Raw genomic sequence first — 15,349 nt, 5'->3', positions numbered from 1 at the left:
GCAAAACCTTGGGTGCGCTGCGCGCACCCTTTGCATTCTCATATTTATATATGTCTGTGAGCAAGTATCGCGGCTTATCAACGAAAGACGCTGGAGCGCCAGCCCGGTAGCCTCCTGCCTGCGCAGGCGCGACGGGGTTGGGGGGGGTAATTAATTTGCTACAGTTTTGAGTTATTGGGCATCTCATTTTTTAGTTATTGAGTGCGCTATATAAGTAATGCTTTAAAGACTACATGTACATATGGAACAACTACCATCTGGATGCAGCTAATGTGCAGCGCCCGGCAAATCATAATCACTCCCACTTGCCAATTACTCAACACAATGTTAGCCTTATTTTGCACTCTGAAAACGAGAGTGTCGAGAGGCTTCACTGACAACTCCACATTCAACTCATTCCCTCATATAAAGAATCACCACATGGAAACTACCGAAGCTCGCGTCAACGACAAAGAAAAAGGCAAGACAGACTCCACCTGGCCAGCTTTGGTGATATTTTTCACTTTTTTTATATGGGGGTATTACTATCTTTTTACCCTCCGCCCAATACTCAATAGTTATCTTGCAGGTAGCATCACATCCTATCCTGCTTTTTTGCATCTGATTCCTATATTTTCAGTCCCTATGGCATGCGGACTTCTGGTCGACTTTGCTTTGCGTATTTCAAAAAAGAAGTGAATTACCAAGCAAGCTCTATTTAAAACAATAAGGCTTTATATATAGAATGCACCGGATGATCTCCAAGCCATCACGCAGGATATAACGCCCCCAGGATGCGCCCACCTGCTGCGCCAGTAACATCAGCCAGGTTACCTGGCAGGCGCAGGCAGAATCTTTGTGCCAGCCAGGCGAAGGCCAGAGCTTCCACCTGTTCGGGGGCGACACCCAGTATGGCGGTGCTATTGACCAGGGCCTTGCATGACTGGAGAGATAGCAAAGCTTGCAAGCGCTGCATGAGATGGTGATTGTAAGCACCGCCGCCGCAGACATAGGCATGGGAGGCATCGCTTGCATGGCTGACAATCTCATTTGCCAATGTCAGTGCGGTGAATTCGCACAAAGTTGCCTGCACATCGACGGGACGGCTGGCTTCAAAACCCTGTAATTTACCCTGCAGCCAGTCTGGATGAAACAGATCACGGCCTGTACTTTTTGGCGGCGGGATTCGCAAGTAGGCTTCATCCATCAGTCTGCTCAGCAATGCAGGGATGGCATTACCCTGTGCCGCCCAGTCGCCATTGGCATCATAAGTCTTGCCCTGGTGTTGCTGCATCCAGGCGTCCATCAGGACATTGCCGGGGCCGGTATCAAAACCACGGGTACTGCCATCTGCGGCCAAGACACTGATATTGCTGATGCCGCCTATATTGACGACGACACTGGAAGCGCCTGCACGACCAAAAACAGCGCGATGGAAAGCTGGCACCAGGGGCGCACCCTGGCCACCTGCAGCGACATCACGGCTGCGAAAATCAGCGATGACATCGATGCCTGTCAACTCTGCCAGCAAGGAGGGATTATTGGTCTGACGGGTGTAGCCCAACTCTGGTCTGTGCCTGATGGTTTGCCCATGCACGCCTATGGCATGCACGATTTGCCCTTCTGCCAGCGCCTGTAATTTTTTGACGCAGGAAGCATAGGTTTTGACCAGGGCATTTGCCAGCAACGCCTCATGATGCAATTCATTCTCACTGACTTGCTGCAAGCGCATGACTTGCTGACGCAGCTCAGCATCAAACGGGATGTAGGCACTGCTCAGTACCTGCATGCCAGCACCTGCCTCATTGTCAGGGTCAGGCAAGCGCACCATGACGCCATCAACACCATCGAGGCTGGTGCCGGACATCATGCCTATATATATATTATTTGCATTGCTTTTGTCGTGCTGCATGCTCATGCTTATACCGCCTGCCATATCGTTTACCTTAATCAGCAAGAGTATAGAAGAGTCAGCCTGATATTACAGGGACTTGCAAAAAATTCTGTTGGCGATTTCCTCAGCTTTCATGCGGAAGATGGTCTCACCTATGTCGGCATAACCGACACGCGGATAAAAAAGCCGCGCCCTGTCATTACCTACCCAGGTAGTCAGCCAGACTTGCTGCACGCCCAGTTCACGCAGATGTGCCTCGGCCTCGGTCAACAATTGGCGAGCTATGCCACGTCCAAAAAATGCCGGGTGTATATAGAGGTGGTCGAGTTCAGCCTGATGCTCTGCTGTTACCTGGGCATGACGCTTGCCATGCGAGGTTTGGCAATAGCCAATCAGATGACCATTCGTTTCTGCCAGCAGGATATGGGTATGGCTTTGCGAGAGATAGGCTGCCGTTCTTGCCGTTGTCAGTTCAGACAGGACATAGTCAGCAATAGTCTGCCCGACGCCTTGCTTGACATAGGTATCAAGCCAGACCTGAAGTATTAAAACGGTCAAGGCAGAGACATCTGCTGTCTCTGCCTTGCGTATGATTACTGGACTTGCGGGCAAATTACTTAAAGATCAAGAGCGTTTGGCCAGACGCATGACTTCTGCCATGCGTTCCGGGTGCAGGAGGTTGAATCTATGGTTCATGTCACCAGCGAAACTCTTGAAGCGGTTCATTTCAGCAGTCGCCAATGGGGCGGCCTCTGTCATGTTGATGCTCATAGGGTCACGGGCTTCATTATTGACACGAAATTCATAATGCAGATGCGGGCCAGTAGACCAGCCTGTCGTACCTACATAACCAATCACATCACCCTGGCTAACCTTGCTACCTTTGTGTATGCCAGCAGCAAAACGGCTCATATGGGCGTAGGCAGTGCTGTAGTTATTCCAGTGCTTGAGCACAACCAGGTTGCCATAACCATTGCTTGGCGCAGCTGAATCAACCACGCCATCAGCAGAGGCACGGATAGGTGTGCCAGTCGCAGCAGCAAAGTCGACGCCCTTATGGGCTTTCCAATGACCGGAAATAGGATGCACGCGCATGGAGAAACCAGAAGATACGCGGGTAAATTCTATCGGTGACTTGAGGAAGGCTTTTTTCAGTGACTTGCCGTCAAAGGTGTAATAACCACCCTTACCGCCAGTTTCTTCAAACCATGCTGCCTGATACAACTTGCCAGAATTGCTGAATTCACCTGCCAGCACACGGCCGGTGCGGACGCGTTCACCGTTTTGCCAGAAGCTTTCATAGACAATATTGAAATAGTCGCCCTTTTGCAGGCGCTGGTAATCAACATTGGTCTCGAACATGGATTTAACCTGCTCGGTGACGTTATAGGGGATCATGGCATCATCGGCAGCCGGGTAAAAAGCGGTACGGATATAGGCAGTTGCCATTTCCACACGCCTTTCCAGTTTGGCAGTGATATCGGAAGATGTCAGCTTGCCATTACTATCACGGCTGATGACGATGTTTCTGACTGGTTTGTCCGGGCCATCGGAGACCGTTGTTTGCAACCACAGGAGTTCACCTTCTTCATCCGTTTTGACTGCCACGGTTTTGTCAGCCCTGAATTGCAGGATACCGCGTGCAATACTGTCTGATTTGATGAACTGTGCTGCTTCATCGTCATCCACGCCTATGCGCTGCAAGAATGTGGCCAATTGCTCACTGCTCTTGAAGGTAGCTTCACGGATGAATTGCTGATCGACCGCTTCCAGTGCGGCGACCTGGGCATCGAGTGAAGGCAGGCTGAGTTCTTCTTTGATGCGCTTGACTGGCAAGTCAGATGCATCTGGTGCCAAAGGAGCAACACCAACTGCGCCAAATGCGCAGACTGCAAAGAAAAGTGCGGAGACGGAAACGATGCGCGAAGCGCGTGTGGTGCCAAACAACAGTCTGCCACCAGAGACTAAACGAAGTATTTTATCTGTTGGACGCATGCAATAAGTTAAAATTGACTGTTTTTATCGAAAATTCGAGATCGTTGCAGTGAGATGAACTTGCACATAAAATGCGCATGGTATCAAGACAGCAACACTAAAGTTTGGGATTATAAAACCAGGGAACTAGCAAGTAAATTGCTGACATCCGGTTTGAGCGATAATCCCTGCTAATTAACCAACACCCAGAATTTGGCAAACGCTGATTATGGATTCAGTTTTGGAATTCGACCAGCGGTGTTACAAAAAAATTGATCTATATTAATGATGACTTCTGAACATAATTCCAGCTCCTCTGAAAACACTGGCAATGCCAGCAAAATCCTGCCCTTGTCCGATGCAGTGCAACATGCACTGGCGGTAGCCAAACGCGGTGTTGATGAACTGCTCATCGAATCCGAATTTGCCCAAAAACTGGCACGCAGCGAACAAACCGGCAAACCCCTGCGCATCAAGCTAGGCCTGGACCCGACTGCACCAGATTTGCACCTGGGTCATACCGTTGTACTCAACAAGATGCGCCAGCTGCAAGATCTGGGCCATACCGTAATCTTTTTGATTGGTGACTTCACGTCCATGATCGGTGACCCGTCTGGCCGCAATGCTACTCGCCCGCCGCTGACGCGCGAACAAATCGAAGACAATGCCCAGACTTATTTCAAGCAGGCCGCTTTGGTACTGGACGCCAGCAAAACCGAGATACGCTACAACTCTGAATGGTCAGACCCACTAGGCGCACGCGGCATGATACAACTGTCATCCAAGTACACCGTCGCCCGCATGATGGAACGTGATGACTTCACCAAACGCTTCAAGGCGGGCACGCCGATTTCTGTGCATGAATTCTTGTACCCGCTGATGCAGGGTTATGATTCTGTCGCCCTGAAATCTGACCTGGAACTTGGTGGCACTGACCAGAAATTCAACCTGCTGGTGGGTCGTGAACTGCAAAAAGATTATGGCCAGGAGCCGCAATGCATTTTGACCATGCCTTTGCTCGAAGGCCTGGACGGCGTCGAGAAGATGTCGAAGTCCAAGAACAACTATATCGCCATCACTGAACCGGCGAACACTATGTTCGCCAAGATCATGAGTATTTCTGACACCATGATGTGGCGTTACTATGAGCTGCTGTCTTTCTGCTCGCTGGAACAGATCGCTGCCTACAAAAAAGCAGTCGCAGAAGGTCAGAACCCGCGTGATATCAAAGTGGCGATTGCGCAAGAAATCGTGACGCGTTTCCATAGTAAGCAAGCCGCAGAAGATGCGCTGGCGGATTTCGTGAATCGTTCCAAGGGTGGGATACCGGATGATGTGGAGGAAGTCACTATCAGTGGAGCGCCGCTTGGCATAGGCCAGTTGTTGAAGCAAACGAATCTGTGTGCTTCGACTGGTGAAGGTTTGCGCATGGTGGAACAAGGTGGCGTGCGTATTGATGGTGCTGTCATCAGTGACAAAGGTCTAAAAGTAGAAGCAGGTACTTTCGTACTGCAAGTCGGCAAACGCAAGTTTGCGAAGGTAACTTTGACGGCGTGATGCTTCAATTCTCGTAGGTTGGGCTACGCCTCATCAGCCCAACACTCGGCGCTTGAACAACGTAAATATTCATCATAAGCACAGTGTTGGGCTGGTAAACCGTAGCCCAACCTACAGTCGCCATTCCTACTCTCTTCCCCATGATCGCCCTACTACAAAGAGTCACCGAAGCCAAAGTCGTCGTCGATGGCAATACCATAGGCGCCATCCATGCTGGCCTGATGGTCCTGGTTTGCGCTGAGCGCGAAGATACTGAAAAGCAGGCCGATGACCTGTTAAAAAAATTACTCGCTTACCGCGTCTTCTCCGACGATGCTGGCAAGATGAACCGCAGCGTCACCGACGTGCAAGGTGGCTTGCTCTTGGTGCCACAATTCACGCTGGCTGCGGATACCAATTCCGGCACGCGCCCCTCTTTCACACCAGCAGCGCCACCAGAGCTGGGCAGGCAATTATTCGATTACTTCGTCGCCCAGGCGCGCAGCAAACATGCGCAGGTAGAAACCGGCAGCTTTGGTGCCGACATGAAGGTATCGCTGACCAATGATGGTCCCGTCACCTTCTGGCTAAAAACAAAATAAGAACAAAATAAACAAATGAAACCCACAGAAATTTTATTGATACGCCACGGCGAAACCGCCTGGAATGCAGAACGCCGTTTGCAAGGTCATCTCGATATCCCGCTGAACGCCGAAGGCACGCGCCAGGCCAAAGCCCTGGCCTGGGCCTTGCAAAATGAAAAGCTGCACGCGATAGTTTCCAGCGACTTGCAGCGCGCTGTGCAGACCGCCGGTGAAATCGCCCGCCTGCAAGGCGTCAGCACCCGCATAGATAAAGGTTTGCGTGAGCGTTGCTTTGGTGCTTTTGAAGGCAAGCTGTATAGCGAACTGCCCAGCCTCTATCGCAGGGAATACAATGCCTGGCAAGCACATGAACCAGATGCGCAATTCCCACCCGGCGAAAACCAGGGTGAAACCATACGCCAGTTCCACAAGCGTGTGACGGAGCATGTGCTGCACTACGCAAAACAATTTGAAGGCAAGAAAATCGCCATCGTCGCCCACGGCGGCGTACTCGAATGCGCTTACCGCGCCGCCAAGGATTTACCACTGAATGCGCCACGCGAAGTGACTATCTACAACGCCAGCATCAATCGCTTTGAAGTGACGGGCAAAGAAATCAAGCTGGTGCAATGGGGAGATATTGCCCACCTGGATGCAGATGGGCTGGACGAGATTAATCAGAGCAAGGTCGAGAAGCATTGATGTCTTTGCGATGGCAATAACGGGCATTATCTGTCCGTTGAACAACGCCACTGGGCTCCAGCCTGCGCTGGAGCGACCTTAAATTGCGCAGGCAGGAATCCCGCGGCTTTCGTGGTACACAGTCAAAGCGATTGGCGAATAAAATATCATCAACAGGTATCAATAGCGTTCACGATACTGGTACTTACTTTTTACTTCGTTAACTTTTCCAGCTTTTCTTTGGCTCTGGAATTCGCATCCAGGTTCACAGCTTGCTGGTATGCCTCTTTCGCCTTGGCCTGCTCGCCAGCCGCCTGGTAGTAGTCGCCCATACCTTCATAAGATAAAGGATTATTAGGATAATTCTTGACATTCATCTCAAGGAAATCATGGGCATTCTTTAATTTTTTTTCATTTAAGAAATGCTGTCCCATCATATTCACAAAACTCAGCTTTGGAAATTGCTGATAACCCAAGCGTTGACTGACTTTTTCAAAATGCTGCTTTAGCTCCAGGGCGTCATCGACTTTTTCATCATATAAACGCTCCGTATCAGCTATCTTGTAAAAATCAAACAGGAACTGCAAGGCATCGTACTACTGGATAAACTGATTTTTCCGGTCCCCAGCCAGCCTTGGGCTTGGGAACATGCACCCAAATCTTTCTATCCTCATTCAAAACATTTGAATGTATAGTATCTATCGTGCCGACAATAATGTTTTCGCTTTTTTTCTTCCGCATGGACCAGTCCCACCAAACTCAAAAAAAAACAAATATTCTGATGCGTATCATAACAAGCTCAACCTCATGAGATTAGTCAGGGAATTTACAAGCACTTGTATAGTGCGCGAGCAAGATTGCATTATCAACAATACCAAGTCAAGCAGATTTCAAGGTGCAAGACCTGCGGCAAGCAAAGATCGGAGGAAAAGCGAAGCCATACATAAGCTGATATCCATAGGACTGGAACGAAAAATGACGTCGGTGGAATTTGAGGGTTTTGTCGAGAAGGATGATCAAGGCGATCAACAAATTTCTTGCTAACGACGGACACCATTACGATAGAAAGCACTGCCGCCAAAACAACGACGGCATTTTTCAAAAATTTATCGTACTAAGTGTTGAGTAAGCGTAGCAAGCGTTTCAAGTTTAAGTTAAGAAGCGCCGTAGCTCAATCAGCACTTAGTATCTACATCTGCCTGAATTGAGATTGATAAGCCTGCGATACTGCCAGCCATTCATCGCTGGCCTGCAGGCGTAACGCCAACCCGCCATCACTTCTTTGCACCGCATCTATCGCTGCCACATTGACGATATTGCTGCGCGATATCTGCCAGAATTTATCTGCATCAAGTTGCGCAGCCAGGTCTTTGATGGTGGTGCGTATATGGGCCTCAAGTTTGCTCGTCATGACCTTGGTGTACTTGGCGTCTGCCCGAAAACAAAGTACATCGCTGACATTGATGAAGCGTATCTGGTTGCCGACGGAAGCCTGTATCCAGCGTAGAGCCTCTTGCGGTTTTTTGATGTGCAGGGCCGACATGTCTGCCGGTTGCTGCGACAGGCGTTGCTTGAGTCTTTGCACGGCCAGTGCCAGGCGGCCCATATCGAGAGGCTTGAGCAGGTAATCCACTGCGCCCTGGTCAAAGGCATCGACGGCATAGTCATTATGCGCAGTCAGGAACACAATGTGGCAAGGGTGGCGGGCCAGACGGGCGACATCGATCCCATTCAAACCTGGCATGCGTACATCCAGAAAAGCCAGGTCAGGCTGTAAATCAGCAATGGCCTGCGCAGCACGAATTCCATCATCGACCGTAGCCACCACGTCCAGTTCCGGCCATAAAGACTGTAAGGCAGTATGCAGTTCTTGTCGCAAAATCGCTTCATCTTCGGCGATTAACACTCGCGGTCTTGCTACTGTTTGCAACGCAATACTCATGCACTAGCTTTCTCTTGATTGTCGAATCTGGCAGGCAGGATCAGCATGGCATTTACACCACCTTCATCCTGGGCCTGCAGGCGCAATTCTGCCTGTTCACCGAACAGGGCGAGCAATCTTTCCTGCACGTTCAGCAAACCCACGCCACTGCCCAGTTCACCGTGGAAACCACGGCCATTATCTCTGACTTCTACCTGTAACTGCCCTGCTTCATTATGCGCGATGATATCTATGCGTGCATCACCGGGTTGCGGTTCTATACCATGCTTGATGGCGTTTTCCACCAGGCTCATGACAGCCAGTGGTGGGATCAGGCAGGCGCGCACATCATCTGCTGCCTGCACAGAAAACTGGAAGCGTGCGCCCAGGCGTGTCTGGAAGATTTGCAGATAGGCAGCAGCCCTGTCCAGCTCTTGCCCCAGTGTGGTGGTACTCAGGCGCATGTCGGGCATGGCGGCACGCAGGTAAGCAATCAGGTGGTTCAGCATTTGTTCTGCCTGATTTGCATCCTGGTGTATCAGGGCACGGGTGTTGGCGAGGGTATTGAATAAAAAATGTGGCTCTATCTGGCCCTGCAAGGCTGCCAATCTGGCTTCCAGCATTTGTCTCTCGACTTTGTGCTTGCTGGCTTCCGCCGCCAGGCTGGCCTGAGTGCGGTGCCGAATTTCCAGGTCTATGGCAGCAGGCAAGACGGTGGCGAACAGGAATACCAGTATGATTGCGGGCAATAACCAGCTGGCATGGCCGGTTGTCATCGTCGGCCAGAATGCAGCTTCTGCCTTGGGCCCTGCAAACAATGCCAGCGCCACGGACAAGGCCAGAATAGCCCAGCGCTGGCTGGCATGTTTGAACCACAGTATTTTTTGCGACAGACATAAACCGGCTTGTGCCAGGGTATAGGCCAGCAGGATAGCCAGGCTATCTGCCAGCCAGGCTGAGCGACCTGGACCAAGGCTTGCATAAAGCAGCAAACCCAGCGCGGCCAGCATGGGTAACAACGGCCACGCGTTCAATGTGCCTGCCCCTTCTTCATCCGCATGAGTTATGGTCATGTCTGTATGCATTTTTTATTCCGAGAAATTCAGGTTTTTTATCGCTGCGTTTGCCTGACCGATGTTGACATCGTTGGCTATAGGCTTGCGCTCAGGTATGGAATTATTTGCGGAGGCTTCAGCAAAGGACAGGTCTTTTACCAGCAATTTCCCTTGTTTTCTGATACCTATCCCTAACTCCAGTTTTTGCGCATTGGCGCTCACTGGTGCCTGAACCCTCACCGTTTCCCAAGCGTCCCCTTTCGCTCCGCTAGAGGAGGTGATGCGAACACCGCCTTTGTCATCAGTAGTTCGGATCCAGAGTTCGTAGCGACCCAGCTCATCCGTGTGGCGGGCGGATGCTTTTAAAACCATGTTTTTTCCACGATATGCACTTGCATCGACCACTTGCGTGATAGCGGCAAAATCATCATCAGTGCTTGTCTCTTTTGAGGCGATAAAGAAAGCCGGTTGCTCTTTACTCCCTTGCGACTCATCAATCCCACTTTCATAATGGGTGGCAATCGCACCATTGCCTGTCCAGCCTTTGGGGATGCCATTTTTGACCGCACCCGCGTATGAGAAATTGACAGCAAATGCAACCAGTGGGGCTGCGATCAGGATTTTCCAGTGTTTCATCATCTTTACTCCATGTGGGTTGTTGATGATGTGCAATATACGGATAAACAAATTTGATTTCCTTCTCTTTGCGATTGACGTCCCATCCACGCCGATAAATGGCGGAAATTTTCTGATGAATGGACGTGATAAAAAATAGTTTTATGCATGACCTGCCAGAATGACACAAGTGAATTGACCATGACATGGTAAATGGCGATACTGCCTGCTTTACTCAGCGATTGTGTAGTACATCAAGCCTGCGCGTCTGTTTTGCTGATCTGCCATTTTAAGTTGAAGGAAAGTCCTGGTGCGAGTCTTTTATCAATTCGATTATGATGCACTACCCCGTAATGTCAAAAAGCATTTGGCCAGATCGGTCAGGAGCCCCGACTTTCTCGTGCATGGGCAAGTCACGTCCAATACACGCTGGTATTTTTTGCATGTGGCTCTCCTGGCAGTTTGTAGCTTCTTCATTTACCTGGCTGCAGCAGCTCATTTTGGTGACCCGGTCAAAGATACTGCCTGGGGCGATACAGGTTTGATCGTCTGGTATGCCATCTTGTTTTTTGGCGTGGTGTATGCGGGACATGCGATGTGGCAGCGCATGCAATTAAGTGCCAAGTTTCGGTTTTTGCCAGGTCACTACCTGTTCCCTCTGGCTCTGGTCGACATGCGTAGCAATAAGATTGCGGTACATGACCTGGCACAATTGCGCAAACTGGATGCCACGCATCATGAAAACAATGGGCGTTATCAAAAAACCGTTTTCTCTTTCAACTTCAATGATGGCACCCGCAAAGAACTGGTCATCACCAACCTGAACCAGGCTGAAATCGCGCTGGAAAAATTCAATACCTACAAGGCCAAGGCGAGGAATGCATTCCACGATCGTGACATCGCCAGCCTGTATGGTTTTGATCCTTTCCTGGATGTGCGCAAAAACAAGTGGCGTGAAGCACTGGTGACTGCCAGCCTGCCCAAGCGCATACTCACTTTGTTGATTGAGCTAAAAGTGGTATTGCTGATGTTGGCCATCCTGATTGCCGCCGTGTTCTGGTATGGCAGGAACGCAGCAGCAGACAAGAAAATGTATTTGAATGCCAAGCAGTCACAAACTGAAGCTGCTTATCTGGGCTATCTCGCCAATGGCAAATTCAAGCTGGCTGAAATGCAGGCTGAATTGCCGCGCGTGGTATTCAACGAAGTGCAAAAAAAACACTCTGTCACACTGCTGCGCCAACTGAAGAGACGTTTCCCGCAATCAGATATCCTGCCCGACGTAGCAGAAGAAATTCATTTACTGTATGACAGTGCCTTGCAAAAATTCCGGGCGCAGGCAGTCAATTCGGACACAGGCATGATCAAGTCCATGGAGCAATTGCTGAAGTTCGCCGAGGAACATGACGACCCGAATGTGGCCATCAGCTTTAATCGCCCTACAGAAAATGATTTGAGTCAGTTGGACATTTTCTTGAAACTCAAGGAAAACAAATTACGTGGCATGAAGATCATACCGGCAGCAAAATACTTTGCCGATAACAGCGCCGCCACCAGAGAAACCCGGATTGTCGATGGCATGCGCAGTGCATTCAGCGCCATCTTCCCGAATGATGTACTGGCATTCAATGCCAACCCTGCTGCCAAAGACAATGTCCCCAGATTGCTGATCGCCTACCAGATAGAGCCTTCTGGCAAGGTGTATACCTCAGACAAACAGGATGATGCCTTTGTCGGGCTGGTCATGCGCTTCAAGGCGGCCATCCTGGTACCCAATGCCAAAGATCGCTGGAAATTTGATCTGGAAGTCGAGCCGCCAGATTCTTTCAACGTTGACTACAAGACATCCAATCGCGATGCCGTACATCGTGCGCCTGAAGGCCAGGTCTATGCGGTGATGGCAGAGCGTGCCTTCGACAAACTGGCCAACAAGATCAATGCAGCCTTCTTCAGGCCAGATAGTGCGGCGTACATGCGGCAAATAAAGAATACGCGCTGAGCAAGCTCAATTCATATTCAATTCTATGTAGTAGGCCGCGTGTGCAGATGGGGCAATACCCCATCTGCACGACTCAATGCAACTTGATACGCGGATTGCGCACCCGGTCTATGGTCTCTGCCCAGGTCGATAGCCAGGTATGAAACAGACCATTGACTGCTACCTGGTGATGCTTGTGCAAAGACCAGTACATCCATTTTGCCAAAGTACCCTCGATGAAAACCGAGCCGCTGGCGATGGCCCCCATGAGGCTGCCGACTGTGCTGTAATTACCCAGCGACACCAGCGAACCGTGATCCTTGTAAGTAAATGCCAGTAAGGACTTGCCTTGCAGCTGGCGCACCAATGACTTGGCCAAAGTCGTGGCTTGTTGATGGGCTGACTGCGCGCGCGGCGGCACATTCGGCAAACCTTCGCCTTGTGGACAGGCGCAGCAATCACCCAGGGCAAAAATGGAGGGATCTCGCGTGGTTTGCAAGTTGCGGTTAACAACCAGTTGGTTGATACGGTTGCATTCCAAGTCATCCAGGTCTTTCAAGAATTCAGGAGCCTTGATGCCAGCGGCCCACACCACGATGCCACTGGGGATGAATTTGCCACTGGCCATCTCTACACCAGCCTTGGAAACTTCAACGACTTTTTCATTGGTATGTACTTCGATGGCGATGCTGCGCAATTCACGGGCGACAGATTCTGACAGGCGTTCAGGCAGCATTTGCAGCAGGCGCGGGGCAGCATCAACAATAACAATCTTCAAATCTTTTTCTGGATGGAAGTTAACCAGGCCGTAGCTCGACAGAATTTTGGTGGTCATGTGCAACTCGGCCGCCAGCTCTACCCCGGTTGCACCACCACCTATGATAGTGACCGTAAAACGACCTTCCCCAGCAGCCTGAGCCTGGGTTTGTGCACGCAAACAGCAATTGATGAGTTTTTGGTGGAAGCGCTCGGCTGCTGCCAGTGAATCAAGCATGATGCTGTTCTCGCGCGCACCTGGCGTACCAAAGTCATTGGTCTGGCTGCCCAGGGCAATCACCAGGCTATCATAGGGTATGGCCTGGCGTGGCAATAACTCTATGCCGTTTTCATCCAGAGTCGGAGCGAGGTAGATTTCTTTCTTGTCACGCGACAAGCCATCCATGCGCCCGAGACGAAAATCAAAATGATTTGATCTGGCCAGGGCAAAGTACTCACGTTCATCCGCGTGGCTATCGAGGGTGCCTGCGGCAACCTGATGCAATAAAGGTTTCCACAAATGGGTACGGCTGGCATCCACCAGTGTGATGATGGCCTTGCCACTCTTGCCTAATTTCTTGCCCAGGCGAACTGCCAGTTCCAGCCCGCCGGCACCACCGCCAACGATGGTAATTCTATGTACTGTCTCCTTGTTTTGCGTATCCACGATGACTCCCTTAATATTAAAAATGTATTCCCTTGGCGGCGATCAATCAATGAATCAATTAATCAGTGCCACGGGAATGCATTTTTGTCAGGAGTCCATGACAAATTGCAATCAGAGTATACACATATGCGGACTAGTGTAGGTTGGTATACCGCCTACTACAGTAATTTAGAAATGCAAGTCTAAAAGACTGATGATTTTGCTAGATTTATACTATCGCTTCTGCATGTCATATAGATAAAAATATTCCTTACGAGTAGTAACGATTTTGCCGAATATTTAAGCAGGATTCAGGTAGAATAGCGCTTCTTCGAATTTCCCCCTTCCCTGATCGTGCAAATCGGCTCTTACGTGCTGCGTAATAATATTTTTGTTGCTCCCATGGCTGGTGTGACTGACAGACCTTTCCGTCAGTTGTGCAAAGAACTGGGTGCGGGTTATGCCGTGTCTGAAATGGCAGCCTCCAACCCCAAGCTTTGGGAAACAGAAAAATCCACGCGCCGTACCAACCATGAAGGCGAAATGGAACCCAAGGCCGTGCAGATTGCCGGTGCTGATCCACAAATGCTGGCCGATTGCGCCAGGCATAATGTTGATAAAGGTGCGCAAATCATCGATATCAACATGGGTTGCCCGGTTAAAAAGGTCTGTAATGCCTGGTGTGGCTCTGCCTTGTTGCAGCATGAAAACCTGGTTGGTCAGATACTGGATGCGGTGGTCGGCGCAGTCGATGTGCCGGTCACACTCAAGTTTCGTACCGGCTGGGACAGGGCCAATAAAAATGCCCTGAATATTGCCCGCATGGCAGAAGCGGCTGGCATACAAATGCTGACCCTGCATGGGCGCACCCGTGCCGATGGTTATAAGGGTAATGCCGAATATGAGACCATTGCTGCCGTCAAGGCCGCAGTCAATATCCCCGTAGTTGCCAATGGCGACATCACGACACCGGAAAAAGCCAAATATGTCTTGGAGGCCACCGGTGCTGACGCCATCATGATAGGCCGGGCGGCGCAAGGCCGACCGTGGATCTTTCGCGAGATCGAGCATTTCCTCAATACCGGCGAGCATTTACCTGCCCCACTGATTTCTGAAGTTCGTGGACTCATGGATGCCCATTTGAAAGCGCACTATGCCTTTTATGGTGACTATCTGGGCGTACGAACGGCACGCAAACACATAGGCTGGTATATGCAAGACCTGGTAGGCGGGGAAGAATTCCGGCAACAAATGAACTTACTGACGGATTGTGATGAACAACTTGCCGCCGTCAGCAGTTTTTTTGATCACATGGCTGGGGAGCGGTTACAATACCGCCCCTTTGAAGAAAAACTGGCAGCATAAGACAAAGTACTTTTACAAAAAATAAATTGTCTTGCCGTCCATGAAGCATGGACTACCCGCCGCCTGGCTTAACCGAACAGTGATAAAAACAGCATGAGCAAAGATAGCATTCAAGACGCCGTCCACAAAAACCTGGAAAAGTATTTCCGTGACCTGGGCGAGCAACCCGCATCCAATATTTACGACATGGTCGTGTTAGCCGTTGAAAAACCGATGTTAGAAATGGTCATGACGCGCGCATCGAGCAACCAGTCACAAGCCGCCGATATGTTGGGCATTAACCGGAACACCTTGCGCAAGAAATTGCAGCAGCACGGTTTGCTTTAATCCATCCGCGAGGCTTGACACCGATTTCCTTACTCACA

15 protein-coding genes are annotated in these 15,349 nt (G+C 50.4%); 7 read left to right on the top strand and 8 right to left on the bottom strand.

All coding sequences use genetic code 11. From position 1 onward, the window contains the following. The first annotated feature begins 420 nt into the window (after nt 1-420). Complete coding sequence (locus ACO0LC_RS26945) at nt 421-678, top strand: hypothetical protein (protein ID WP_423009002.1); 258 nt, start codon at nt 421-423, stop codon at nt 676-678. A 70-nt stretch (nt 679-748) separates the two neighbouring features. On the opposite strand, the gene ACO0LC_RS26940 is transcribed toward ACO0LC_RS26945, so the two are convergent. The 3 genes from ACO0LC_RS26940 to ACO0LC_RS26930 form a co-directional block, all read right to left on the bottom strand. Next, complete coding sequence (locus ACO0LC_RS26940; protein ID WP_423009000.1) at nt 749-1,897, bottom strand: anhydro-N-acetylmuramic acid kinase; 1,149 nt, start codon at nt 1,895-1,897, stop codon at nt 749-751. A 63-nt stretch (nt 1,898-1,960) separates the two neighbouring features. After that, nucleotides 1,961-2,485, bottom strand: coding sequence for a GNAT family N-acetyltransferase (locus tag ACO0LC_RS26935; RefSeq protein ID WP_423008998.1), 525 nt, complete (start codon nt 2,483-2,485; stop codon nt 1,961-1,963). Between the two features lie 12 nt (nt 2,486-2,497). Continuing rightward, nucleotides 2,498-3,868 carry a peptidoglycan DD-metalloendopeptidase family protein gene (locus ACO0LC_RS26930; protein WP_423008996.1) on the bottom strand — a complete coding sequence of 457 codons (1,371 nt, stop codon included), beginning with the start codon at nt 3,866-3,868 and terminating at the stop codon, nt 2,498-2,500. 267 nt (nt 3,869-4,135) lie between these two features. Here ACO0LC_RS26930 and tyrS point away from each other — a divergent pair, with 267 nt between their 5' ends. The 3 genes from tyrS (at nt 4,136) to ACO0LC_RS26915 (ending at nt 6,669) form a co-directional block, all read left to right on the top strand. Then, nucleotides 4,136-5,404 (top strand): tyrosine--tRNA ligase, encoded by a 1,269-nt coding sequence (tyrS, locus tag ACO0LC_RS26925; RefSeq protein ID WP_423008994.1) that lies wholly within the window; start codon nt 4,136-4,138, stop codon nt 5,402-5,404. A 140-nt stretch (nt 5,405-5,544) separates the two neighbouring features. Further along, on the top strand, nt 5,545-5,985 hold the full coding sequence (dtd, locus tag ACO0LC_RS26920; RefSeq protein ID WP_423008992.1) for a D-aminoacyl-tRNA deacylase: 441 nt from the start codon (nt 5,545-5,547) through the stop codon (nt 5,983-5,985). Between the two features lie 15 nt (nt 5,986-6,000). Further along, entirely contained in the window at nt 6,001-6,669 is a 669-nt protein-coding gene (locus ACO0LC_RS26915; protein WP_423008990.1) for a histidine phosphatase family protein, read from the top strand. A 191-nt stretch (nt 6,670-6,860) separates the two neighbouring features. Here the strand turns inward: ACO0LC_RS26915 and ACO0LC_RS26910 are convergent, their stop codons facing one another. The 4 genes from ACO0LC_RS26910 to ACO0LC_RS26895 all read right to left on the bottom strand — a co-directional run bounded on the left by ACO0LC_RS26910 (nt 6,861) and on the right by ACO0LC_RS26895 (nt 10,260). Next, on the bottom strand, nt 6,861-7,235 hold the full coding sequence (locus ACO0LC_RS26910; protein WP_423008988.1) for a hypothetical protein: 375 nt from the start codon (nt 7,233-7,235) through the stop codon (nt 6,861-6,863). A gap of 602 nt (nt 7,236-7,837) precedes the next feature. Then, nucleotides 7,838-8,590: a LytR/AlgR family response regulator transcription factor gene (locus tag ACO0LC_RS26905; protein WP_423008986.1), complete on the bottom strand. Its 753-nt coding sequence runs from the start codon at nt 8,588-8,590 to the stop codon at nt 7,838-7,840. Then, a complete protein-coding gene (locus tag ACO0LC_RS26900) occupies nt 8,587-9,642 on the bottom strand; it encodes a sensor histidine kinase (protein WP_423008984.1) in 1,056 nt (351 codons plus the stop codon). Before ACO0LC_RS26900 ends, ACO0LC_RS26905 begins: the two co-directional genes overlap by 4 nt. A 15-nt stretch (nt 9,643-9,657) precedes the next feature. Then, entirely contained in the window at nt 9,658-10,260 is a 603-nt protein-coding gene (locus ACO0LC_RS26895; RefSeq protein ID WP_423008982.1) for a hypothetical protein, read from the bottom strand. Between the two features lie 289 nt (nt 10,261-10,549). On the opposite strand from ACO0LC_RS26895, the gene ACO0LC_RS26890 reads away from it, so the two are divergent. Further along, entirely contained in the window at nt 10,550-12,238 is a 1,689-nt protein-coding gene (locus ACO0LC_RS26890) for a hypothetical protein (protein ID WP_423008980.1), read from the top strand. Nucleotides 12,239-12,311: 73 nt separating this feature from the next. Here the strand turns inward: ACO0LC_RS26890 and ACO0LC_RS26885 are convergent, their stop codons facing one another. After that, on the bottom strand, nt 12,312-13,640 hold the full coding sequence (locus tag ACO0LC_RS26885; protein WP_423008978.1) for an NAD(P)/FAD-dependent oxidoreductase: 1,329 nt from the start codon (nt 13,638-13,640) through the stop codon (nt 12,312-12,314). A 333-nt stretch (nt 13,641-13,973) separates the two neighbouring features. Here ACO0LC_RS26885 and dusB point away from each other — a divergent pair, with 333 nt between their 5' ends. Together dusB and ACO0LC_RS26875 are read left to right on the top strand one after the other, a co-directional pair. Continuing rightward, complete coding sequence (gene dusB / locus ACO0LC_RS26880; protein ID WP_423008976.1) at nt 13,974-14,984, top strand: tRNA dihydrouridine synthase DusB; 1,011 nt, start codon at nt 13,974-13,976, stop codon at nt 14,982-14,984. 93 nt (nt 14,985-15,077) lie between these two features. Then, nucleotides 15,078-15,311 (top strand): helix-turn-helix domain-containing protein, encoded by a 234-nt coding sequence (locus ACO0LC_RS26875; RefSeq protein WP_110258221.1) that lies wholly within the window; start codon nt 15,078-15,080, stop codon nt 15,309-15,311. Nucleotides 15,312-15,349 lie beyond the last annotated feature (38 nt).

It is taken from the genome of Undibacterium sp. JH2W, assembly GCF_049340425.1.
Classification (GTDB): domain Bacteria; phylum Pseudomonadota; class Gammaproteobacteria; order Burkholderiales; family Burkholderiaceae_D; genus Undibacterium.
Note: the sequence above shows the minus strand (reverse complement) of the source record. Positions and strands in the feature narration are given on the sequence as shown.

What these genes read in the sequence shown, in the direction of transcription:
- ACO0LC_RS26945 (WP_423009002.1), top strand. Translation starts at nt 421, where the DNA reads ATGGAAACTACCGAAGCTCGCGTCAACGACAAAGAAAAAGGCAAGACA.
- ACO0LC_RS26940 (WP_423009000.1), bottom strand. Translation starts at nt 1,897, where the DNA reads ATGAGCATGCAGCACGACAAAAGCAATGCAAATAATATATATATAGGC.
- ACO0LC_RS26930 (WP_423008996.1), bottom strand. Translation starts at nt 3,868, where the DNA reads ATGCGTCCAACAGATAAAATACTTCGTTTAGTCTCTGGTGGCAGACTG.
- tyrS (WP_423008994.1), top strand. Translation starts at nt 4,136, where the DNA reads ATGACTTCTGAACATAATTCCAGCTCCTCTGAAAACACTGGCAATGCC.
- dtd (WP_423008992.1), top strand. Translation starts at nt 5,545, where the DNA reads ATGATCGCCCTACTACAAAGAGTCACCGAAGCCAAAGTCGTCGTCGAT.
- ACO0LC_RS26915 (WP_423008990.1), top strand. Translation starts at nt 6,001, where the DNA reads ATGAAACCCACAGAAATTTTATTGATACGCCACGGCGAAACCGCCTGG.
- ACO0LC_RS26905 (WP_423008986.1), bottom strand. Translation starts at nt 8,590, where the DNA reads ATGAGTATTGCGTTGCAAACAGTAGCAAGACCGCGAGTGTTAATCGCC.
- ACO0LC_RS26900 (WP_423008984.1), bottom strand. Translation starts at nt 9,642, where the DNA reads ATGACCATAACTCATGCGGATGAAGAAGGGGCAGGCACATTGAACGCG.
- ACO0LC_RS26895 (WP_423008982.1), bottom strand. Translation starts at nt 10,260, where the DNA reads ATGAAACACTGGAAAATCCTGATCGCAGCCCCACTGGTTGCATTTGCT.
- ACO0LC_RS26875 (WP_110258221.1), top strand. Translation starts at nt 15,078, where the DNA reads ATGAGCAAAGATAGCATTCAAGACGCCGTCCACAAAAACCTGGAAAAG.